The 21,899-nt window shown below is 56.7% G+C and carries 17 protein-coding genes and 1 CRISPR repeat array; of the genes, 4 read left to right on the forward strand and 13 right to left on the reverse strand.

Annotation, left to right across the window (positions count from 1 at the left end; translation table 11 throughout):
- Window positions 1-331: direct repeats of the CRISPR family, unit length 24 nt; unit sequence CACCCCCGCACACGCGGGGACGCT.
- An 87-nt stretch (window positions 332-418) separates the two neighbouring features.
- The 9 genes from cas2e to HY011_14665 all read right to left on the reverse strand — a co-directional run bounded on the left by cas2e (window position 419) and on the right by HY011_14665 (window position 11,324).
- Entirely contained in the window at window positions 419-733 is a 315-nt protein-coding gene (cas2e, locus tag HY011_14625) for a type I-E CRISPR-associated endoribonuclease Cas2 (GenBank protein ID MBI3424162.1), read from the reverse strand.
- A gap of 3 nt (window positions 734-736) precedes the next feature.
- The gene (gene cas1e, locus HY011_14630; protein ID MBI3424163.1) at window positions 737-1,699 is read right to left on the reverse strand and encodes a type I-E CRISPR-associated endonuclease Cas1; all 963 of its coding nucleotides are present in this window, start codon (window positions 1,697-1,699) and stop codon (window positions 737-739) included.
- A 115-nt stretch (window positions 1,700-1,814) separates the two neighbouring features.
- On the reverse strand, window positions 1,815-2,534 hold the full coding sequence (gene cas6e / locus HY011_14635) for a type I-E CRISPR-associated protein Cas6/Cse3/CasE (GenBank protein ID MBI3424164.1): 720 nt from the start codon (window positions 2,532-2,534) through the stop codon (window positions 1,815-1,817).
- Window positions 2,531-3,313: a type I-E CRISPR-associated protein Cas5/CasD gene (cas5e, locus tag HY011_14640; GenBank protein MBI3424165.1), complete on the reverse strand. Its 783-nt coding sequence runs from the start codon at window positions 3,311-3,313 to the stop codon at window positions 2,531-2,533. Before cas5e ends, cas6e begins: the two co-directional genes overlap by 4 nt.
- Complete coding sequence (gene cas7e / locus HY011_14645) at window positions 3,310-4,722, reverse strand: type I-E CRISPR-associated protein Cas7/Cse4/CasC (GenBank protein MBI3424166.1); 1,413 nt, start codon at window positions 4,720-4,722, stop codon at window positions 3,310-3,312. Before cas7e ends, cas5e begins: the two co-directional genes overlap by 4 nt.
- Window positions 4,719-5,336 (reverse strand): type I-E CRISPR-associated protein Cse2/CasB, encoded by a 618-nt coding sequence (casB, locus tag HY011_14650; GenBank protein MBI3424167.1) that lies wholly within the window; start codon window positions 5,334-5,336, stop codon window positions 4,719-4,721. Before casB ends, cas7e begins: the two co-directional genes overlap by 4 nt.
- 170 nt (window positions 5,337-5,506) lie before the next feature.
- Window positions 5,507-7,360, reverse strand: a complete 1,854-nt coding sequence (casA, locus tag HY011_14655) for a type I-E CRISPR-associated protein Cse1/CasA (GenBank protein MBI3424168.1) — start codon at window positions 7,358-7,360, stop codon at window positions 5,507-5,509.
- Window positions 7,357-10,293, reverse strand: coding sequence for a CRISPR-associated helicase Cas3' (cas3, locus tag HY011_14660; GenBank protein ID MBI3424169.1), 2,937 nt, complete (start codon window positions 10,291-10,293; stop codon window positions 7,357-7,359). Before cas3 ends, casA begins: the two co-directional genes overlap by 4 nt.
- Window positions 10,294-10,301: 8 nt before the next feature.
- Window positions 10,302-11,324, reverse strand: coding sequence for a WYL domain-containing protein (locus HY011_14665; protein ID MBI3424170.1), 1,023 nt, complete (start codon window positions 11,322-11,324; stop codon window positions 10,302-10,304).
- 47 nt (window positions 11,325-11,371) lie between these two features.
- On the opposite strand from HY011_14665, the gene HY011_14670 reads away from it, so the two are divergent.
- The 3 genes from HY011_14670 to HY011_14680 all read left to right on the forward strand — a co-directional run bounded on the left by HY011_14670 (window position 11,372) and on the right by HY011_14680 (window position 16,850).
- Window positions 11,372-11,527 (forward strand): hypothetical protein, encoded by a 156-nt coding sequence (locus HY011_14670; GenBank protein MBI3424171.1) that lies wholly within the window; start codon window positions 11,372-11,374, stop codon window positions 11,525-11,527.
- 838 nt (window positions 11,528-12,365) lie between these two features.
- A complete protein-coding gene (locus tag HY011_14675) occupies window positions 12,366-13,184 on the forward strand; it encodes a hypothetical protein (protein MBI3424172.1) in 819 nt (272 codons plus the stop codon).
- Window positions 13,185-13,625: 441 nt separating this feature from the next.
- The gene (locus tag HY011_14680; GenBank protein MBI3424173.1) at window positions 13,626-16,850 is read left to right on the forward strand and encodes an efflux RND transporter permease subunit; all 3,225 of its coding nucleotides are present in this window, start codon (window positions 13,626-13,628) and stop codon (window positions 16,848-16,850) included.
- Between the two features lie 81 nt (window positions 16,851-16,931).
- Here the strand turns inward: HY011_14680 and HY011_14685 are convergent, their stop codons facing one another.
- Both HY011_14685 and HY011_14690 read right to left on the reverse strand, forming a co-directional pair.
- Window positions 16,932-17,537 carry a Uma2 family endonuclease gene (locus HY011_14685; GenBank protein MBI3424174.1) on the reverse strand — a complete coding sequence of 202 codons (606 nt, stop codon included), beginning with the start codon at window positions 17,535-17,537 and terminating at the stop codon, window positions 16,932-16,934.
- 46 nt (window positions 17,538-17,583) lie between these two features.
- Window positions 17,584-18,177, reverse strand: coding sequence for a TIGR00730 family Rossman fold protein (locus tag HY011_14690; GenBank protein MBI3424175.1), 594 nt, complete (start codon window positions 18,175-18,177; stop codon window positions 17,584-17,586).
- Between the two features lie 98 nt (window positions 18,178-18,275).
- On the opposite strand from HY011_14690, the gene HY011_14695 reads away from it, so the two are divergent.
- The gene (locus HY011_14695; protein ID MBI3424176.1) at window positions 18,276-19,742 is read left to right on the forward strand and encodes an amidohydrolase; all 1,467 of its coding nucleotides are present in this window, start codon (window positions 18,276-18,278) and stop codon (window positions 19,740-19,742) included.
- A 52-nt stretch (window positions 19,743-19,794) separates the two neighbouring features.
- Here HY011_14695 and HY011_14700 read toward each other — a convergent pair whose 3' ends face one another.
- Window positions 19,795-20,445, reverse strand: coding sequence for a hypothetical protein (locus HY011_14700; protein MBI3424177.1), 651 nt, complete (start codon window positions 20,443-20,445; stop codon window positions 19,795-19,797).
- Between the two features lie 18 nt (window positions 20,446-20,463).
- On the reverse strand, window positions 20,464-21,876 hold the full coding sequence (gene der, locus HY011_14705; GenBank protein MBI3424178.1) for a ribosome biogenesis GTPase Der: 1,413 nt from the start codon (window positions 21,874-21,876) through the stop codon (window positions 20,464-20,466).
- Window positions 21,877-21,899: the final 23 nt, after the last annotated feature.

A 21,899-nucleotide genomic window follows, 5' to 3' on the forward strand; every position in this document is an offset into this window, starting at 1 on the left:
CACCCCCGCACACGCGGGGACGCTGCGTTGCAATCACGGCTCCATCGCCTCTGTTTACGGTTCACCCCCGCACACGCGGGGACGCTGTATAACAGCCGGTCAGTCGCGCAATCTGCGTGCGGTTCACCCCCGCACACGCGGGGACGCTCTTGAAAGAAAAAGGCTGAGCGCTTGCCCAGCCGGTTCACCCCCGCACACGCGGGGACGCTTTTTACCTATGTTTTAGGTACTGATTCACAGACGGTTCACCCCCGCACACGCGGGGACGCTCGTCACGCCAGTTCCCGCCTGTAATCTCAAGGCGGTTCACCCCCGCACACGCGGGGACGCTACTAAAAAATACAAGGGTTACAGGCGAAATGGGCATTTATGTCTTCAGTCGATTGCTTCCAACCCGATGGCTTTCTGTTCCTGATTGTTACAGTTGAGGTGCCTCCGGCTGACCTTCCGGTTTGTCTACTGCCGGAATTCGCATCAATAACAGGCCGTCGAGATTCTCAATCTGTCGCGCGGTCTTCCCATGCAAGCGAATCGCGTAGCCCTGTTCATTGGCAGTATTGTGCAAAAGCATGCCGGCGCCGCCTTTCATTTTGCTGCACACTTGCAACCATAAGGCGTCCCGCACCGCACCGGAGACATTGCCAACAAAAACGCCTGTTTTCAGTTCCAGCAGCCAGCGCGTCAATTCACCGCGCACGCTCGCCGGGACTTTTTCCAGAATGATCACGACCATGGCTTACCTCCTTTCCGGCTCTTCACCGGCGTCCTCCGCCCAATTGACGCCGCCCCGCAGCGTGCCTGATTGCGGATCCCACAACCCGCCGGGCGGATCGTCTGTGCCGTCGTAATCCTCTAACTCATCTGCTGGCGGTGTCGCTGCCGCCAGCACCTGATCCAAATCCGGCACGATCTTCTGCAACAGTTTCTCGCGATAAAAAGTATCGCGGCACGCCCGCCGCACACGGCTTTCCAGTTCATAAGGACCCTCGGACACGGCGCGAAAGGCCAACGGGATCGTCGTCTCGGCTTTATAAAGATCGGCAACGTCATATACGAACGACAACATTTTGCCCGTATGGATAAAGCCGAGCGCGGGCGAATACCCCGCCGAAACAATCGCCGCATGGCAGACGCCGTACAAACAACTGTTGGCCGCCGACAACGCGCGGTTGATCGGGTCGGCTTCGCTCCAATCGTCGCGCCGGTACGAACGTCCGTGCCACGCCACGCCCGTCTCACGGCTCATCCGGGCGTAGGCTTCGCGCACCCTGATGCCTTCGTGCCCGCGAATCTGTTGCAGCGTCAAGCCCGGTTCCAGCGGATCGGGGAAGCGCATTTCATAGAGCCGCCGCACCACCTGCAAGCGCGCGGGCGGATGCGTCGAGGCCCACGCTTGCCGCAACAGATTGCGCGCCGACCGCGTTTCACCCAACCCCTGCGCATAAAACCGCACGCCCGCTTCGCCCAGCCACAAGACCAGACACCCGTTGTCGGCCAGCGTCTTGACCGCCGCGTGCGTAATGCTCGTCCCCGGCCCCAACAGCAACGAAGTCAATCCCGCACACGGCACCGGCACCTTGCCCGCCTTATCGTGCAACGCGATGGCTTTGTCCTCCTGGTCAATCTTTTTGTGCTCGACATACAGATAGCTGAAGCTGTCCCGTACCTTGGGCAGCGCGTGCAAATCTTTCATGGCCATTTCATTTACCTCCTGACTGGCAGTGTGTATAGCAACCTTTCCAGGTTGCTGATGTTTGCATGGGCAACCATGCGGTTCACCGGCAAAACAGCGAACTGGCAAGCTCGCTGTACTTTCAGACCGCCGCGCGGGCAATCGAAAGCAACCCAAACCCGTAGGCTTTGCCGCGCCCGATGCCTTGCCGCAGCGTTTGTAGAAACTGCGCGGCGTCCGTGACGGCCAATTCGCCCTCAAAAACGACTGCCGCCAACGTCAACCGTTTGTGCTCACCCGCTACATCCACGCGCCAACCCAAGGTCTTGCCCGCCGGTTGCACCTGCGTATTCGGCACTTCGGGCGCGACGCGCAACGCGAGCAAGCGAAAGCCGCCGTCCTGCGCCTTGCGCCGCAACCATTCCAACTGCTCTGGCTCACCGCGCAGGTCTACCCGCTGGCTGTTCTTTTTGATCTTGCCCGCGGCGTCAAAGGCCGTCACCGCCCGCGTCGGATTGGCCCGTAACCGGAAGCGCAACCGCTGCCCCGGCTGCAAAGCCTGATAAACCTCGGCAATGGGCTTCGGCTCGCCAGCTTCTGCAAGCAGATAATCAGCAGGCAACACCGACCAATCCGGCTTGTGTTGCGCTTGCACCAGCACCGTCACCGCGCCGGTTCGCGGATTCGTTTCGACGCGGTAGAGCACGCCGAATTCCGCCCGCGCCCCGGTGTCACTGGCCGCTTGTGCTGGAAACGCTTTCAGCAAGGTGCGATGCAAGTCCTGGCAATTGGCCAGATCGCGGCGCACGTGGCCGCAGAGCGGGTTGAACATAAGTCGTGACAAAAAAAGGTTCGAGGTCATGACCCAAGACTCCTTTCTAAAAACTTGCTGACCACGTATCTGGTTGTGAATTGGCGTTGCTCAAACGAGGTTGGCACATCTTTTCTAGCAATCGCTTCGGCTGATTGCACCGGGTCATCAGGATTGGCATCCAGCACCAATCGAAGCGGCGAAGCATCTTTCACCAAGCGAGGGTGCAGGGAGAGGGCTTTCTCCAATGGCAGCAACGACCATTGCTCAAGGTCAGGGTCTCGAAACCAAACTGGCTCTGAGGGCACAAAGGATTTGCGTCCGAGATAGATTGGCCAACGCGGTTTCTTCAACCGATTCTGAATTCTCCCCAACCAGAATTCATCTTCCGCATCCATCGCTTGCAGCCCTACGAGGAATGCTGCATCGGCAAGATAGAAGCGAGTAGACAGTTCGGTTTTGAGGTCGCCTTTTCTTGGTGGTTCATCGAATCTGCGTGGTTCGGCGGCAGCTTTCAAGACGCCATAAAGCTGCCAACTGCCTTTTGTAGTTTCTTCGGGCAGATGCGCGCCGCCTGCCGTGTGGTAATCCGCTTGCAGCACGCCTGGCCGATCTACCCGCACGCCCAGGCGCAATCCTGCCAAACGGCTCAGCGGCGGATAATCGGGATGTTCGGCCTCTTCGTCCTTTTTTGGCTTGCCGAGCGCCGCGCAGAGCAAGCCGACGACGCCGGACTTGGATGGTTCCAAACCGGTTTCACGCATCACGAAGCGGCTGTCTATGCCCCACGATTGCATCGGGCCGACAAGCCGCAACAGCAAGGTCTTCATACGGCCCCCTCTTCCTGTGGTTCTGGTTCATCGGGGAAAACTTCGTCCACGACTTGTTGAATCAATTGCGGTACCGAGTAAACGATGGCTTCCCGCTGATTGCCGCCATCGTCAGTAGCTTCGACCTCTCGCCAAGCGAGTTTGTCTTTCAGGTGTTCGAGGTCGGCGAGTTGGCTGTAAGTCGCCAGATGTTCTTTGGCATCAGTGGAAACGAGAACCCGTTGCGCACCGTTGAATTCGCCATACATCTCTTCCAGCCCATAAAGTCTGTTCAGCAACCGCCGGATGGAACTGCCAACGACGCCGTGCTCGTCACGTTCCGTGCGACTGATCGGTCGCTCAAACGCATTGGCGAGCGAGCACAAATCACCATCTCGCAGTACAACCAACACCAGCGAGGGCGGTGTGGGCGAGGCAAAGCTGTTTTGCTTGCCAGATGGAACCGCGCAAACGAAGGCACGCAGAAAAGCAGCCAAAGTGCGTTTGGCAAGCCCGGTGTTCTTGTCAAGATTCTTCTCCCACAACTGCGCCTTGCTGATATTCGCGTAGCGGTAATAACAAGCCGAGTTGAATTCAACCTCGCCTATTTGACCGGCGCCTTGTTCGCCGAATTTCGCTAGGTCTTCAACAGCCGTGAAGTAATCGAATTCTGCTTCGCTAACTTCGTGGGTAGAAATCGCGTGAGCAACCTGGCTGGCGGCGATGCGGTTTTTTTCCGGCAAATCGGCCAGCATTCTGCCGAACATGGCAATGTCCGCCGCGTGTTTGAGATCAAGCGCGTTTTGAAACTCTTTTTGCAAAGCATCTACTTTGCTCTTTAGTTCCTTTGGTAGCCTGATCTCTTTGTCTTCCTCCTCCTCCTCGGCCTTCGCGTCTTCCGCCGTGCCAATTTCTTCCGCTGATAGCTTCGCCTCCGCAGTTTCCGGCACAGTGGCATTTCCCTCCGCTGGCTTTGGCTTGCTCTTTGGTTTCGCCTTTTTCTCGGCTGCCACATGCGCCTCTGCGTAGGCTTTGAGCGTCTCCATGTGGTCAATGCAGAGTTGAATGATCTTGTCTTCTTCACTCTGACTCAGGAAGAGCAAATAAGCCGTTAGATTATCTTTGCTCACTTTGACTTTGAGGCTCCGCACCGCCAGATGCGCAATGTAAGGACACAATTCCGCCGTGAAGCCAGCCGTCTCAAGCCTTGTCGTAAGCTGCGCTTTGAATTTCCGCGAGCGTTGACTGAGTTCATCTTGCGTCAGCAAGCCACGGTCTCTCACGTAGTTTCTGGCAGCGCGCTTGAGCGCCTGACTGGACACGCGCGCGCGTTCGTAATCGCCGAATCGGCAGGATTTGGGCGAGCCGGTATCATCCCGATTGAGATTCGAGGGCGCGAAGTTTTGCAGGATATGCAGTTCGATGTTCATTGGTTCTCCTCCTTGTCTTGGGTTGATGTTGTGGCGGCGGGCGCTTCGTCAGCCGCCGATTGCTTTGCGTCAAAAAGCGTGACGCGCCAAAAGGAATTGGCCCAGCGGCGCTGGACGGATGGAATGGGATTGCTGCTCGAACGGCGGGAAGAATCTTCGTCCCACCATTTCAAGTCTTCGAGCAACTGCACCCAGTCAACCGGAATTTTTTCTGCTTTGAGAAGCGCAACGGCATGGCGCAACCGCTCCGGTAAATCAGCACGACGGCTCATCAGTAAAGCGGTGATGCGTTTTTCCAAGCTCTTTGAGCGTTCTTGTGCTTCTCCGGCATTGCTTTCTTTTCGCTGCCCTTCGTCGAGTAGGCGTAGCGACGCGCCGAAATTTCGCGCCGCTTTGCCGAGGTCGGCAGCATGGTGCCAACTGCGGCCTTGGTGGTAGTACGCAAAGAGCGAAGCAACATGAAAGTAACAACTTACATGCCACTCGTATTGCGCGTGTTGAGCTTTGTCGTAAGCCCTTCTGGGAAACTGCTCGTCAAGGTTCTGTGTCCAGCGCACGACATACTCGTAAGCCCGCATTGCGTGATCCGGGTCTTTGCCAAGCGTGCGTCGCAAGCGCGCCAGCGCCGCGCGCCCCTCCGACGATTGATTCTCTTTCCGGCGTTCCTCGCTTTCATCGTCGGTTGGCCCGATAAATCCAGCCAGACATTCCAGGTACTCAACAAACGTGCGGACATTGCGCTTTTCATCCGAGTCAGGTTGATACCTAGCTTCGCAGTTCACTCTCATGCATTGCTCCTTTCAGTGTTGGTTTGGTCATCAAGTTTGACGGCTTTGCCCTTGAGGTAGGTCTTTTGGCGTGTGTTGAATTCCGCGTTGAACCAGTTTTCAGCCAGCGCGGTGGCGCGCAAAGTTCGCGCCGTTTTCCCACGGTCGCCGACGATTTCCCAAAATGATTGGCGCACGGCCTTGCTCACTGCTTCAGCCCAACTCACACGCTTGGGCCGCCACTTGCTGGCTTTGACGGGCGTTGGCGCCTCGTCTTGCAGTAGCGTAGCGGTCAGGAGTTGTTGAAGCGGTGCGCCGCTTGGCGCGGATGCTAAGGCTTGCAGCAAACGCCGGAATTCATTTTCGAGGCGCGGCCAGTAATGCAGTTCTGCGCCGCTGGCTTGCACCTTTGCGTCAATCGGATGCGGCTTCTTGGGCGCGGCTTTGTAGCCGTTTTTCTTCTCGTATTCGATTTGTTTTTTCTTTACCTCGGCGCGCTCCTCTTTCTTCAACAGTGGTTGAAAGTATTTCGGGTTAGCGCGGTCGTTGGCGGGTATCAGGGTGAGCGCCAGAAAACGTCGCACGGCGGCGGCGAGCAGCTTGGCCGAATCCTCCGAAAAGACCAGCGCACGATCCAGTTCCAGACAAAGCTCTTCCTCGTTCAGATAGCGCAGCGGTAGCGGTAGTCTCTCGTGTCGCCATAAATGCAGCTTTGCCTGATCGGCACAAATGCCGAAGAAATCAATCGGAAACATTTTGGCGTCTTCGATAGCACCTTCTGCTTCCAGGTTATTCAGCCAGTCAAACATCAACGGTTTGCTTTGTTTGTCCTTGATGTTGTGGAAGAGCGTAAACGAATCACGCCAAAGCGCGCGATTGAGTGAAAAGCTCAACGGGGAGTACCCTTTCTTGGCGTTCGCAGAGCGTGCGGCGACAAAAGCACTCATCGTTTCCTTCTCAACCAGTTCATAGGTTTTGGGAAACTGATAGCCGACCATAATCACCGCTTTTCTGATTACGGTGTCTCCTTGCAGATCGCGTTCTGGGACAAGTTTGATCCGGCGGCTTTGCCAGGTTAGTAGATCAAGATAGCCGACAGGTTCCCGCACGGCTGATGCGAGGGCGTCTTCTCTTTCCCAGGCAGGCAGGTCGTTGCCGCCTTGCCGATAAGCAGTGAAGAACGGTTGATCGCGCCAGCACAAATTGAGCATCAGGGTCTCAAACAAGTTCCGGCCTTTAACAATTCCCGTGGCGGCCAACAGCAACGGGGCTGGGCCTGCCATTTCCTTGTCTATCTCTGCCGTTTTGGTGCCGCCCGTATCAAAAGCCTGGAGCGCAAGCAACCAGCGCGCAGCCTGCGCTTCAGTCAAAGTTGATGGTTGGGAAGCGGCAACGTGTTCGAATAGCAAAGCACTGCCTGGGTCCTGAAGAACCAGTTTCCCCCAAAAGTCCTGGTCGAGATTTTCCCGGACGGCAATCGTGTTGCTGCTTTGATAGAACGGGTAGTCCGGGCCAAACAGGTCAAACCGCTTTGCAATCTCGACCGGCTCTTTGCGATTCAGATAAGCACGGATGCTTTCTTGAAACAGGCCTTCGTCATTCCGGTATCGCAGCCAGTCTCTCTGGTACGAAAGCGGGCCGAGGCTGCGATGCACGATTGCAAGTAAGAGGCGATAAAGGGCAATTGTGACAGGCGGCGAGTCGCCAATAATTTCCCGAATCTGGCTGGCCTGCGCAAACAATTTGGCAAGGCCGAAAAACTTCAGCCTTGCGCCGTGACCTTGCGCCATGCGGCAGGGAATCCAGTTCTGGCGCGAGTCGTCTTCGCCGTTGATCAAGTTGAAACTGAACTTAACCTTACTTTCACTCATTGCTTGCCTCCTCGTTTCTCAATCAATATGCCGAGCCGTTTATCCAGCTTGAGCACGTAGTCAAGACCTTCAATTTCCCGACCCAGAACAATCTTGCGGTAATGGCGCAACAGCGGTGATTTTTTCCACCCAGACGGAAGCGGCAAAGCTCGTAGTTGTTGTACCAAGCCTTTGCGAGAGATTGTGACCGAGCGGTGCAAAAGCTTTTCCGTTTCATCAGGATCAGGGATCGCTTTTTCATCGAAGGAGTCGCCTTCGTTAAAACAGATGACGCCAATGGAATCACCGAGTCTGGTCAGCGCACGGTGTGTGGCGTGAATGTTTTCGAGGTCTTCTTCCAGGTCTCTACTGAAGAACTCGCCCAGGTGCTCAGTATTTTGCGGCTCGCGCAATAGTTTTTCTTCGGCAAAGCTCTCATGCTCCTTTTGGAGGTTGTCGTGCTTTTCCTTGAGTGTTCGCCAGAAACTGCACTGTTGCGGCGTAAAATGCGCAGGGCAATCTGCCGAACTGCCAGCGTCATCTTTGGGGTAGGTAGCGTCAATCAGCGGCTCGATTTCATCGGGGATTTTGACAAGGCGTTGACTGGTGGCAAGTTGCCATTGCTGGTCATTAAGCGCCAGCCACGAGCGCAACAGAATCCAGCCAGGTTGATAAACTGCTTCCGTCCCGCTGTCGAAATGTATTTCGTTTTCACCGATTTCCGGCTGGCAAAGCCACAGCGTCGGTTGCTCGATTTCATAACGCGGATTGCCATCGTGCCGCCAGATTCTGCCTGACCTTTGCAGCCACAAGTCGGTCGGCGCGAAGTCACTAACCATCAGGTCGAAATCCAGATCAAGACTTTGTTCGATAACCTGCGTAGCAACCAGAACAAATCTTCCTTTCGGACGTTCGGCTTCGCGTTCATCGCCATCGCCAAAAACCACCTTCTTTTTAGCTTTGCCGAAACGCCAGAGTGCCAGTTTTTCTTGCCGCTCACGGTCTTCAAACAGAAATCGCGCATGAAACAAGTCAAGCTCCGTTTCAGGATCGAAGAACGCGCTCAAAGCCCGATGCATTTGTTGTGCCCGCCCTACTGTGTTGCAGATGACTGCCGCGCATCCTCCATTCTCCAACTTGTCCCGCAACTTCCTGCCCAAATTGCCAATCAGACTGCAACTGTCGGCTTGTTCCTCAAGTCTGCCGTCAACCCACTCAATCATAAGGTTGCGTTTCTTTTCCTCTTTTTGTAACAGCGTCTTAGCTTGAGGTTTGTCGCCAGTTGTCCACGTAAGGCGAGGGTAATCACTCTCAGGAAGCTCGTCATTACGTTCGCGCTCGCCAGAGAGCCCGCGCGCGTATGCGTTGATCAACGCCCGGCGTTTGTCTGACGGCAAAGTGGCGGAAAGCAAAATCACAGGCGATTTGAGCGCGCCAAGCCATTCCAGCAACCTCTCAATCAGTTTGGTCATGTACGTGTCGTAAGCGTGAACTTCGTCAATGATGATCGTCTTGTGAGCAAGGCCAAATAACCGCACAAAAGCATGCGATGTCCGCAAAGCAGCCATTAAGGTTTGATCCACCGTACCGATCCCAAATGGAGGCAGTAGGCCTTTCTTACGATAAGTGAACCAATCAGCCGCCACCAGATTGCCTGGGCATTGGCTGCGCCCCTCCACGCCATCACAACTTATGTCGTGAATCTCTGTCGCTCTGGCCTTGTTGTTGCGGATATCCTTGAAATCGGAAACAAGTGAGGCATGTCCGTGTAACAGATAGACCGGCACATCAATACCTGGAAATCGGGTTGTAAGATATTCGCAGACACGTCCGAACATCTGATTGCTGGTCGCCATTGTTGGCAGCGCGAAATAGATGCCACGTTGTCCAAGCTCGACGTTCCAGCGGTCAGCAAGTGCGATTGCCGCTTCCGTTTTGCCTGCGCCCATTTGTTCCTCAACGATGACAAGACCAGGAGTTTTCAAGGTTTTGGCTAACTCTAGGATCGCTTGCTGAGCAGGCAATGGTTCGCCGTACTGCTCTAGCGTCGGGAAAAGCTCAAAAAAGTCTTTTGCTTCTCGTTGTTCCGGCCAGCCGAGCCACCCCAGTTCGCGCAATGCTTTGCGTGCTTTCTTTTTGGCATGTCTCAGATAGTTCGCGGCATTGAACCGTGAGAGGTCGGCAGTAACAGCATTCTTCACCTTCAAGTGAAAATAGCTTGTGTTTGAGCCGATCCAATCAGCCACTGAAACCAGGCCGGCAATCAGCATAACTGTAGCGTTATCAAACTTCTGTGAAGGAAGTGATTTCAGACAATCCAGATTGAAATCAAGCAACTCCGCCAGATACCTTGCCAAATCGTGACGGGCCTTTTGCCAGTCTGAATTGCCAACGTAGATGCCATTCTTTTTCAGACTTTTCCGCAGCTTATTCAGGTCTTCATTGGAAGCAAAGATGCCGTGATGACCTCCGATAAGTTCTCCAATTTGATTGGCTAAGGTTTTGTCTGCCTGAAATTCGCAGAGCAAAGATGGCAAGGTCACGGCGGTAACATAGCCATGCGGCGCTTGATTCGCTTGTGGAGGTTGCTCTCCCTGATATTGGAATGGCGGCGCGATGAATAGTTTGAGCAAGCGTCGGGTCTCCTTGTTGTCTCCACGCCACGCAAATGGTGGCGAAGCTTTGCCGAGATCGTGTAAGCCTGCGATCCAAGCGACATGTTTCCCGGCGAGTGCGATTCCCATGTCATCAATTGGCAACCCCAATGCTTTTGTAACTCGCTTTTTTGCGGCGTGGGAAAGAACTTCATCCCACATCCGTAGGGTCACAACTGCCACGTCAATCAAATGGCAGAGCAACGGATGATAAGCGAGCGGAAATCTAGCTTTATCTTTGCCTTTGGGAGTCTTGGCCCAGAAACGGATGAGCGTTTCAAGCGGAATCTCAGTTGTCACTTTTCCTCCTATTGGTCTGGTTGTGAGTTGTTGTAGATCGTCTGCATTGCAGTAACCTCTTCCCGAATCGCCTGTCGCAATTCTTCCGGCTGCACCACCTCAACATGCGCCCCATACTGCATCACGAACCGCTTCACGCCATCCAGCGCCGTCACCTGCATCGTCAGCTTCAAGCGGCCATCCAGCAATTCTTCGCGTTCTTCGGTCGGGTGGAACTTGCCGCGTTCGCGTATCCAGCGGGCTTGGTATTCGTCAAAGATGAGTTCGACGGTGAGGGGCTGGCTGCCGCGAATCATGCCGAAGCCGGAGTTGAGGTAGCTTTCCAACGCGAACCCGGCGGGCCAGTCGAAGTCTTCTTCCAAGACGGTCAATTCGCGAATGCGTCCGGCGTGAAAGTCGAGCACTTTACCGCGCAGGTGATCCCAGCCGATCAGATACCAGTCGCCCAGGTGATTGCGCAGGTGCAACGGGTCTACGCGGCGGCGGGTCAGAGCGCCGCGCGAGGCGGTGAAGTAGGCCATCTCGAGACGGCGGCGTTCGCGGCAGGCGCGGCCCAGGCGGGCGAAGGTGTCGGGGTTGAGTTCGCTGGTGGCGGCGGCTTCAAACGAATGCGCTTCGGCCAGCGCGGCCAAATCAATTGAGACAGTTTCGGTCAGGGCGCTGATGACTTTGGCGAAGGCTTGCTCGACCTGCTGGGCGATGGCGGTGCCGCGATATTGGCGCGAGAGTTTTTCGGCCAGCAGGATGGCGATCAAATCGCCTTCCATCAATTCGACGGCGGGCAGCGCGTAGGCGGGTTCGGTGTAAATCCAGCCACGCAGTTCGTGCGAATAACCGAGCGGCAGCTTCAACCGGTCGCGCATGAAATCGAGCGTGCGCTGGGCAGTCTTGGTGGTGATTTCAAAATGAGCGGCGATGGTGGTGGCATTCGGATGACGGCCCGCGCGGATTTGGTGGTCAATCCAGAACGCGCGTTCCAGGTGGCGCAGATGCTCGCGCTGAGGCGAAGTCGTTTTTGATGGCGTTTTCATAACTGATGATTTAGCAGAGCGGGTTGGACATTTAACGACCTAGGCCAATGAAATTTGCGGGCGTGCGCGCAGAGACAGACTTGCGGCACGTTTCTGCGCCAGCAATGGAGCGGGGTTATGGGCGTATTCACCAATTCGCGCAGTTTGTGTTGGACGGTGCGCGGCGTGCGTTCGCTGACGCGGGCGAGGTCGTCTTTGATTGAATAGCGCCCGCGTTGAATTTCCGCTGTCAGCTTTTGCAGGCGGAAATAAGCTTGCAGGCGCAAACGTGGCGTTGGGTGTTTCGTCTTGCTGGTCATAACGGGATGCAGTGTATGCAGGCCAAAGAGACAACGTATGTCTCGGCAAAAAAAACGTTGCAATGACCGGTGGCTAATCGAGCGTGCGGGTTGTTGTGTCTTTGGGGCTGGCCTCCCGCTGGCCGGGATCGAGTGCTGATTGAATGTCTGAGACAACCGGGTACCGCTGGGTTGCGGAGTGGATTATAGGCGGCGTGCGGAAATTGTCGAGTTGTTTGGGTAGTAATTCCGAGCGCTATTGAAGAGACGGCCGCAGCAAATGCGGCAAGCCCCTCAAGTTGACGCGGCCAGTAACCCGCCCGTCTGTTTTTGCGGCGTGGCAGAAATAACCCTGGGTACGCACCGCTTCCAACGTGCTCTCGGCTGGCAACCTAGATCGGTTTTCATTTGCGTGTACGGTAGGCGCGCCGCGCCGGGACGGTACCGCGCGCGTCAGCAAGCGGCGCTTCGGCGGTGCGTCAGTCCGCCGTGCTTGACGCACCGCTTGCTGACGCGCGCGGTACTGTCCCGCTGCGCGGCTTTTTGCCATACACCGAAGTGAAAACCGATCTAGTGCTTCCCAAGCTGACTCTTGCCAAGAGCACGCTGGAAGCGGTGCGTATCCAGAGCACGCAAAACTTTGACGGGCACCAGACCGGAGGCTTTGACTTGACGGGCTGTGGCGGCATCGTTGACGATTGCCGACGCAGAAGCACCAATCATCAACGAAATGCAAAACCAATTAAACAAGGGAGTGGAGTATATGAAAATAACTCAATTGCTAATCTCGCTGTGTGCCGCTGGGCTATGTGTCGCCGGGTTTGTCGCCAGCCCCGTCAGCGCCCAAAACATCACGGCGGTCGAACGTCCTGAGGGCATCAAAAAACAAATGGCCGCGCGGGGCGAACAGGATCAAGCCGCGCCGACGCTCAAGATCGTGGCGCCCACGGCGGGTGAAAAGCTCACGGGCAACACCGTGACGCTGAAGCTGGATTTAAGCGGCGACCTCAAGGGCTACCATCCGCACAAAGACCCGGCGACGGGCACGGGCAATCACATTCACGTGATTTTGGACAACAACGCCTACGAAGCCTATTACGACATTGCCACGCCGTTCGAAATCAAAAATCTGACGCCGGGCCAGCACACGATTCGCGTGTTCGCCTCGCGGCCCTGGCACGAAAGCTACAAGAACGCGGGGGCCTTTCAGATGGTGAGCTTCACGGTGCCGAGCGCACAGCCCGGGCCACCGCCACCGCCCGCGCCGAAGCTTTCGCCCAAACAGCCCTTGCTGACGTACAGCCGTCCGAAGGGCGAATACAAAGACGCGGCGGCGGACGTGATTATGCTGGATTTCTGGCTGGCCAACGCGAAGTTGAAAGGCGACGGCGGCAAATACCGCGTGCGGTATACGGTGGATAATGGCGCGCCGCAGTTTGCCGATAAGTGGGAACCGGTTTGGCTGAAAGGCTGGATGGCGGGCAAACACACCATCCAGCTGGAATTGGTGAATACGGCGGGCAAAGTGGTGGAAAATGGCGGCTATAACGTGACGACGCGCGAGATCACGGTCGTGAAATGAGTTGGTAACATAAGCAACCTGATGCCAGAACACTTTTGCCAAATGTCCACTTCGAGAATGAAGTGCGTTTCAGGCTGCGTAGCGCAACTCGGCGGGTTGCGCTACGCATGCCAAGCGATTCACGCATACCGAGTAGGCATTGATGAAAGTGGCTAGACATCAGGTACGCAAAAAGTAGGAACACGGAAGGTTGCGAGCGTATGCGCGGGAGGGCGGGGAAGCCAGCGGCTTTTCTGTACTTTGCACGAGGCGCGCGCCTTCCGCGTTTGAATTTTTAATCCGCAGTTTTTCCGCAACTGCCCCGTCATGGTATACGTCTCTCTGAGAGACTATCTGGCAGAAAAGCCTATCCAGGCTGGAACCGCTCAGTTCGTAAGACAGGTTCTGAAGCAAGCCGCCCAAACAACAAGCTGGGAGTGGTGAAGAGAAGGTAATCGGTTTATGCAAAAGCTGGCTGAAATTTGTATCAAGCGCCCGGTGTTTGCCGCAATGATCATTATGTCCCTGGTCGTCGTCGGCTCGGACAGTTATTTCAAACTCGGCGTGGATCGCTTCCCCAAAATTGACGTGCCGACGATCTATGTCCGCACCTCGTTGCCGGGCGCGGCGCCCGAAGAGATGGAGACGAGCGTTGCCCAGGTGCTGGAAGAGGCCGTCAACCGCGTCGAGGGGATCGAAACGCTGAAATCCGTTTCGCGGCAAGGCGCGTGTTTTGTCATTCTCACCTTCGATCTCAACCGCGATATTGATACGGCGGCGCAGGACGTGCGCGACCGCATTCAGGGCGTGCTGCGCGAACTCCCGCCGGGCACTGATCCGCCTTCGGTCAACAAATCCGATAACGATTCTTTCCCGATCATGCAAATTGCCCTGTCAGGCAACCGGGCACAGCGCGAACTGGCGGAAATCGCCGACAAGCGCATCAAGATTGACCTGGAACGCGCCAACGGCGTGGGCGAAGTGTTTATCAACGGCGGGCCGAATCGTGCCATCAATGTTTGGGTGGATTCCGACCGGCTGGCGGCCTATCGCATTCCGATCACGCAGGTGCGCAGCGCCCTGGTGCGCCAGAACGCCGATGTGCCGGGCGGCAACGTGGATCAGGGGCGGCGCGAACTGACCTTGCGGACGATGGGGCGCATTACCGATCCGCGCGATTTTAGCGAAATCGTGGTGGCCACGATCAATAGCGTGCCCGTGCGCATCCGCGACATCGGCAACGTGACCGATGGCACCAAAGAGCGCCGTTCCCTGGCGCGCTTGAATGGCACGCCGGCCGTGACGCTGGGCATTATCCGGCAATCGGGCGCGAATACCGTGGCGGTGATCGGAGAGATCAAGGCGAAACTCGCCAAGTTGCAGCAGCAGATGCCCGCTGACATCAAACTCGAAGTCATCCAGGATCAATCGCGCTACATCAATGCCGCCCTGCACGAGATCAAAGTGCACTTGATGCTGGGCAGCTTGCTGGCTTGTCTGGTCGTACTGGTTTTCATGCGTTCATGGCGTTCGACGATCATTGCGGGCATTGCCATTCCAGCTTCGGTAATTTCGACGTTTGGGATGATGCGGGCGCTGGATTTCACGCTCAACAGCGTGACGATGCTGGCGCTGGTGCTGATGGTCGGCGTCGTAATTGACGATGCCATTGTGGTGCTCGAAAACATCTTCCGCTTTATCGAAGAGAAAAAGATGCATCCGATGGAGGCGGCGCGCGAGGCCACCAAAGAGATCGGTCTGGCGGTGATGGCGACCACCCTCTCGCTTGTCGTGATCTTCCTGCCCGTCTCGTTTATGTCTTCGATTTCGGGCCGCTTCCTTTATCAGTTTGGCTTGACGGCGGCGGTTGCGATCATGGTCAGCCTGCTGGTTTCGTTCACGCTGACGCCGATGATGAGCGCGCGCTTGCTGCATTTGGAAGATGCGGTGGCGGGCGGGGAACACAGCCCGGCCTCGCGGCGCGGCTTTTATGCCTGGCTTGATCACTTTTATACCTGGATGCTGCATTTGGTTATGCGCCATCGGTTGACCGTGTGTCTGCTGGCGGTTGCCGTGGTGGCGACTTCGGTGCCCCTCTATCGTGAGGTCAAGCAGGAATTCATTCCCACCAACGTTGATGAAGCCGAATTTTCCATCGGCCTGAATGCGCCCGAAGGCACCAGCCTCACCGCGATGAACGAGGCGATGCAGGCGGTCGAGGGCGAATTGAAAGTCATGCCTGAGATTCGTTTGATGCTGGCGTCGGTCGGTGGCGGCATGGGTGGTTTTTCCAATTCAATCAATAACGGCGACATCTATGTGCGCATGGCGCCGCACGAAGAACGCACGATCAATTTTACGAAATTCTGGGACTGCCTCAAACGCGGCAAACCGCAGGATGTGTTTAAGGGCAACTATTCAGCGCGCGATTTGATGCAACAGATTCGCGGCAAGCTGCGCAAGTACACGCACCTGCGGCCCTCGGTGCGCAATCCGCAATCCATCAACCTGGGCACGGGCCGGTCAGATTTGAGCTTCAACTTACGCGGCCCCGAAGTGTCGGTGCTTTACGAGGCCGCTAACAAGATGCGCGAATGGGGCTTTACCAACGGGCTGCTTGATCCGGATGTCTCGCTCAAAATTGATAAGCCGGAATTGCGCGTCAAGATTGACCGCATACGGGCTGCCGACCTGGGCGTGGATACTACCGAAATCGCCACGGCCTTGCGGTTGATGGTCGGCGGCGATGATCGCGTCTCGCGCTTTCACGATGAATCGGCCAACCAGGATTACGATGTGGAATTGCGGCTTGCGCAAGGGGATCGCAATGACGCCGACACGATCTCGCGGTTGTTCGTGACTTCTGCCAAAGCGGGCTTAGTCTCGTTGGACAACATGGTCACGCTGGAACGCGCGACATCCTCTTCGCGCATTGACCGGCTGGATCGCCAGCGCGTCGTCAGCGTGGATGCGGCCATCGCGCCGGGCTACGGCTTGCAGGATCGCATGGACGCCATGCGGCAGGAGTTTGCGCGGTTGGGGTTGCCGCCGGAATACACCTATGCCATTGGCGGACGCGGACGTGAGTTGGAGCGCACCTTCAGTGAATTCATCCTCGCCTTTCTACTTTCGGTCGCGTTCATGTACATGATTCTCGCCTCGCAATTCGAGAGCGTGATCCATCCGGTGACGATTCTGATCAGCCTGCCGTTGTCGGTGCCGTTTGCGTTGTTTTCGCTGTGGTGGATGGGCGACACGCTCAATCTTTATTCGGCGCTGGGCATTCTGGTGCTGTTTGGCGTGGTCAAGAAAAACGCCATTTTACAGATTGACCACATGAATGGCTTGCGCGCCAAAGGCATGCCGAGTTACGAGGCGATCATTCAGGCCAATCGGGATCGGTTGCGCCCGATTTTGATGACCACGCTCGCGCTGGTCGCCGGCATGTTGCCACTGGCATTGGGCAGTGGGCCGGGCGCGGAAGAGCGCCGCTCCATCGCCATCGTCGTCATCGGCGGGCAGAGTTTATCGCTGTTGCTGACGCTGTTGATGACGCCGGTGGCCTATTCGCTCTTTGACGATCTCGGCGCCTGGTTGCGGCGCCTGCGAACCCGGCGCAAGCGAGCCGAAGTGCCGACCGAAGCGCCGGTCGAAGTCGGCGCACTGCGGTCAGAATCGGGCGATTGAGGCCGGCTTGTGTGGCGAACAAAAGCAAAAGGCGCGCTCCCATGTTGGCAAGCGCGCCTTTTGCTTTTTTTGCTGCGATGCTTACGACGCAAAAATTTGGGCGGGCGTGATCTGCAAAAATTCCAAGACGTCCGCTGGCAATATCTCCTCGCCGTGAAAAACCGTTGAGGCTTGGTACTCTCCGTTTTGCGGTTGACGGAAAACGCACACGCTTTGATCCCGACGATCAATCACCCAATAGTTAGGGATTTTCAGCGCGGCATAAATGCTGAGCTTGGTAACAAGATCGCGCTTGATGTGGTCACTATTTGAAGTGGAGAGCACCTCGATTACCAAGAGGGCAGGTGGCCGCCGGCCGCTATCCAAAAAATCTGTAAAAGCAATTGAAGCATCGGGGCAAACGTTGCTTGAACCTTGAGGACGCCGGAGTTCCTCCGGCACCTCAAAGTAGCAGAATGAGCCGTTGGCTTCGCAGCCCAAAGCTGCCATTTGATCGTGATAGCGGTAGAGGAGACGCATCAGTCTAAGCGTCAGCTTCTGAGGTAATTTGTCTGGCGGTGGCACGATTTCAATCCTCCCATCTATCAGTTCCAGCCAAAGGTCGGGCAAGGCATCGGCCACGGCGACAAAGTTATCGAGGGTAAATTGGGTTTGTTTGAGTTGCGTTGCTTGTGGTGCGGATGACATCGTGGTCACTCTCCTTTCGCTGACCGATTATAGCTAGGGCGCGCAATCATGTCTCGCGCAAATCCAGCCATTGGACCAAACCGGCCAGCGGTTCGTGCTGGCTTAAACGATTCAACAAATCATTCGCGTCAGTTGAAACCTGCATCAACTGTTGATATTTCGGCAAGACAAAACCTTCGTTGACGGCGCGTTCGACCAGCGCCAAAAAGGGCGCGAAGTAATCTTCCACATTGAGTACGCCAATCGGTTTTTGATGAATGCCCAGTTGCGCCCAGGTGATCGTCTCGAATAATTCATCAAAGGTGCCGAAGCCGCCGGGCAGGGCGATGAACCCATCGGCGAGTTCGACCATCAGCGATTTGCGTTCGTGCATGGTATGCACAATGCGCAAATCGGTGGACAGTTCATTCAAGCGTTCTCGCAAGGCCAGCGACTGCGGAATGATGCCGATGACTTCGCCGCCCGCCAGCCGTGCCGCTTCGGCACAGGCACCCATCAGTCCAATGCCGCCGCCGCCATACACCAAGCCAATGCCGCGCGCCGCCAGCAATTTGCCCAGCGCTTGGGCTTGCTCGACATAACGCGGATTCACACCGTTGCTCGATCCACAGTAGACACAAATACGCCGCAATTCTTTCATCAATTCCTCGCTCCTTCGGTTTCGTCGGCGGACTGGCTGCGTTAAACTCGGCAGCCGTTACACGAAACATACTTTCCAACAACAACGAGGTTTTGTCTATGCATTCGAATTGTCTCGGTCGCAGTGTCGTTTTACTGGGCTTGCTTTGTCTGGCCGCGTTGACGCCGCAGCGGGCGCGGGCCGTGGATGAACGCGATGAATTACTACGCAAAATGGATGCGCAAGCACAGCATTACGGCGACCTCGCGCGCCAGATTTGGGAGTTCGCCGAAGTCGGCTACAAAGAGATACAAAGCAGCGACTTGCTCAAAGCCGAATTGCGCGCCGCCGGTTTTCAAATTCAAGAGAACGTCGCCGACATCCCGACGGCTTTTGTCGCGACTTATGGCAGCGGCAAACCGGTGATCGGTATTTTGGGCGAATACGACGCGCTGCCGGGGTTGTCGCAAGTGGACGAGGCGGAAAAGAAAGCGCGTAATGCCGGCGCTCCTGGGCACGGTTGCGGGCACAACTTGTTCGGCGTGGCGTCGGCCTTTGCGGCGATCACCGTCAAGCAGCAACTGCTGGAAAAGAAGCAGAGTGGCACGATTCGTTTTTACGGCACGCCCGCCGAAGAGGGTGGAGCGGGCAAAGTGTTTATGTCGCGCGCCGGGGTTTTCAATGATTGCGACCTGGTGCTGGCCTGGCATCCGGGCGACCGCAATGGCACCGGGATGCAAAGTTCGCTGGCGAATATCAACGCCAAATTCCGCTTTTACGGGCAGGCCGCGCACGCCGCCGCCGCGCCCGATAAAGGCCGCTCGGCGCTGGATGCGGTACTGTTGATGGCGCACGCGGTGGATATGATGCGCGAGCACGTGCCGCAAACGACGCGCATTCACTACATCATTACCGGCGGCGGCTCAGCGCCGAACATCGTGCCGGACTTCGCCGAAATCTATGTTTACGCCCGCCATCCGAACATGCCGATTCTCGACGGCATCTGGGCACGCATCATCAAGTGCGCCGAAGCGGGCGCGCTGGCGACCGAAACGCAGATGAAATTTGAAATCGTCGGCAGCGTTTACAACCTGCTGCCCAACGAACCGCTGACGAAATTGCTGGATCAAAATCTGCGCGTGGCGGGCGGTTACAAATACGATGCGGCAGAGCAGACCTTTGCCGAAAAGCTGCGCCAGACTTTTTCGCTCGACGGCGCGTTGCCGCTGGGCAGCCAGGAAGCCGTGCAGCCCTTGCGCAACGACGATGATGCTGGCGGCGGCGGTTCGACCGATGTGGGCGATGTCAGTTGGATTGTGCCGACCGCGCAATTCACCACGGCGACATACGTGCCCGGCACGCCCGGTCACAGTTGGCAATCCACGGCCTGCACGGGCATGAGCATTGGGCGCAAAGGCATGCTCGCGGCGGCCAAGACGCTGACGCTGAGTGCGCTGGAACTCTATCGCAATCCGGCTTTGATCGAAGCGGCCAAGGCGGATTTCAAGCAGCGGCGGGCGGGCTTTGAATACCGCTCGCGCATTCCGGCGAATCAGAAAGCGCCGTTGAATTACCGGGATAAATAAACGGGCGGTGTCCTTTTCGGAGCTAAGCTGAAACCGTCACCGTGTGACGGTTTCAGCGCCGTTTGTTGCGTGTGCGCTTGCCAAGCGGGTTTGGCTGTTTTCCTTCGTCGGCTTCATCCCGCAACCGCAGCGTGTCGGCTTCCAAAAACACGCGCTCCAATTCGCGGATGGGGAAGTAAGCGGCCTCGCCCATCGCCGTTTGCAGATGCCGTTTGACCAACGCCCGGTCAACCAGATCGGGCTGGCGCAACAGCCAGAGCAGATCGAGTTGATCTTTGGCCCGGCCCGCCATGTACTTGATGATGACCAGCCATTCGGGCGACAGAATCGGATGCCCCACGCCGCTGTCCACAGCGTCCGCCAGAGCCTGCTCGTAATACTGCCGTAAGAAATCGTTGCGCACGATCCAGTCCACGATGATGGCGCGTCCTTTGACCTTCACCAGATAGCTGTCGCCGCCGAAGCTCAATGTGTGCTCCGCCGTCAGGTCGAGCACCGCGCTGGCGAGCACATCAACGTCGGTGGTGGCGCGGCTGAAACCGTACAGGTGCATCGCAAGGCCGCCGCACAACGCGTAATGCACCCGCGCCTTGCGCGCCCGCCGGGCGAGTTGCGCCAGCGCCGCCAAGCCGTCTTCGGTGCGAATCATCGGCTTTTCAGCGACGTTGCGTTGAATTAGTTGCCGCACGCTTTCATTGGTCATAGGGCACTGGTCATAAGTTCAGCGTTTGCGGTTCCGATTCAACACGCGAATCGGCGTCGCAAAGAAATCGAAGGTCTCGCGCAAGCGGTTGATCAAATACCGCTCATACGAAAAATGCAGCTTCGTTTTGGCGCTGCTGGTGAAGAGCACAAACGTCGGCGGGCGTATATTTGACTGCGTGATGTATTTGATTTTGATGTAGCTGCCCGAGGGGGTTGTCGCCTTGGGTTGATCCAGATGCTGGATGAAAAATTCGTTCAACTGCGCGGTCGGAATGCGCAGGTTGCGCGCGCGATTGGCTTTGACGATGAGTTCCGGCAGCTTCACCAGCCGCTGGCCCGACAGCGCGGAGATGAAAATGATCGGCGCGTATTCGAGGAACTTCATCGTGTCGCGGATCTTCGCTTCGTAGGTCTGGATGGTGTAGGTGTCTTTCTCGATGGCGTCCCACTTGTTGACGACCAGAATGATTGAGCGGCCCGCCTCGTGCGCGTACCCGGCGATATTGGCATCGGTCGCCGTGACGCCTTCAACGGCGTCAATCAGCATCAGCACCACGTCGGCGCGTTCGATGTGCTTGCGCGCCATCACCATCGAAAGTTTTTCGGCCATCCCCTCGGTTTTGCCTTTGCGCCGTATGCCCGCCGTGTCAATCAGCCGCAAGCGAATCATCTCGCCGTTTTCGTCATTGACCTCGAACACGCTGTCCACGGCGTCGCGCGTGGTGCCGGGGATGGCCGAAACGATGACGCGCTCTTTGCCCAGCAGTTTGTTGACGAGCGAAGATTTGCCGACGTTGGGCCGCCCGATGATGGCGACGTTGATTTCGGTGCGCTTGGGCGTTTGCGCCATCACGGTCGGCAATTTTTCAATCACGGCATCGAGCAGATCGCCCACGCCGACGCTGTGTTCCGCCGAAACAGGGAAGACTTCGTCAAAGCCGAATTGGAAAAACTCGCCCGCTTCATCGGTCACTTTATTCGATTCGGCTTTGTTCGCCGCGACAAAGACCGGCTTGTGCAAGGTGCGCAAGAGGCGGGCGATTTCTTCGTCGAGCGGCGTGATGCCTTCGCGTGCATCCACGACGAAGATCAGCAGGCTCGCTTCGGCAATGGCTTCCTGCGCCTGTTTGAAGATGTTGGCGGGGATCAAGGCTTCGTCGTCGGGCACGATGCCGCCCGTGTCAATCACGCGGAACATGCGATCCTGCCATTCGGCCTCGCCGTAAATACGGTCGCGTGTGATGCCCGGTATGTCGCCCACGATGGAACGCCGCGCGCCCACCAGCCGGTTAAAGAGCGTGGATTTGCCGACGTTGGGTCGCCCAATGATGGCCACGACCGGCAGGCCCGCGACATAAGCCTCGCTATCTGTGTTGGCTTCGCCAGCGCTTTCCGGCTCAGTACCTTCAGTTGAATTATTTGCTGTCATGGTGAATCCTTGCGTTACCCCAA

It is taken from the genome of Acidobacteriota bacterium, assembly GCA_016196035.1.
Lineage (GTDB): Bacteria > Acidobacteriota > Blastocatellia > RBC074 > RBC074 > JACPYM01.

What these genes read in the sequence shown, in the direction of transcription:
- cas2e (MBI3424162.1), bottom strand. Translation starts at nt 733, where the DNA reads ATGGTCGTGATCATTCTGGAAAAAGTCCCGGCGAGCGTGCGCGGTGAA.
- cas1e (MBI3424163.1), bottom strand. Translation starts at nt 1,699, where the DNA reads ATGGCCATGAAAGATTTGCACGCGCTGCCCAAGGTACGGGACAGCTTC.
- cas6e (MBI3424164.1), bottom strand. Translation starts at nt 2,534, where the DNA reads ATGACCTCGAACCTTTTTTTGTCACGACTTATGTTCAACCCGCTCTGC.
- cas5e (MBI3424165.1), bottom strand. Translation starts at nt 3,313, where the DNA reads ATGAAGACCTTGCTGTTGCGGCTTGTCGGCCCGATGCAATCGTGGGGC.
- cas7e (MBI3424166.1), bottom strand. Translation starts at nt 4,722, where the DNA reads ATGAACATCGAACTGCATATCCTGCAAAACTTCGCGCCCTCGAATCTC.
- casA (MBI3424168.1), bottom strand. Translation starts at nt 7,360, where the DNA reads ATGAGTGAAAGTAAGGTTAAGTTCAGTTTCAACTTGATCAACGGCGAA.
- HY011_14665 (MBI3424170.1), bottom strand. Translation starts at nt 11,324, where the DNA reads ATGAAAACGCCATCAAAAACGACTTCGCCTCAGCGCGAGCATCTGCGC.
- HY011_14670 (MBI3424171.1), top strand. Translation starts at nt 11,372, where the DNA reads ATGAAATTTGCGGGCGTGCGCGCAGAGACAGACTTGCGGCACGTTTCT.
- HY011_14675 (MBI3424172.1), top strand. Translation starts at nt 12,366, where the DNA reads ATGAAAATAACTCAATTGCTAATCTCGCTGTGTGCCGCTGGGCTATGT.
- HY011_14680 (MBI3424173.1), top strand. Translation starts at nt 13,626, where the DNA reads ATGCAAAAGCTGGCTGAAATTTGTATCAAGCGCCCGGTGTTTGCCGCA.
- HY011_14685 (MBI3424174.1), bottom strand. Translation starts at nt 17,537, where the DNA reads ATGTCATCCGCACCACAAGCAACGCAACTCAAACAAACCCAATTTACC.
- HY011_14690 (MBI3424175.1), bottom strand. Translation starts at nt 18,177, where the DNA reads ATGAAAGAATTGCGGCGTATTTGTGTCTACTGTGGATCGAGCAACGGT.
- HY011_14695 (MBI3424176.1), top strand. Translation starts at nt 18,276, where the DNA reads ATGCATTCGAATTGTCTCGGTCGCAGTGTCGTTTTACTGGGCTTGCTT.
- HY011_14700 (MBI3424177.1), bottom strand. Translation starts at nt 20,445, where the DNA reads ATGACCAATGAAAGCGTGCGGCAACTAATTCAACGCAACGTCGCTGAA.
- der (MBI3424178.1), bottom strand. Translation starts at nt 21,876, where the DNA reads ATGACAGCAAATAATTCAACTGAAGGTACTGAGCCGGAAAGCGCTGGC.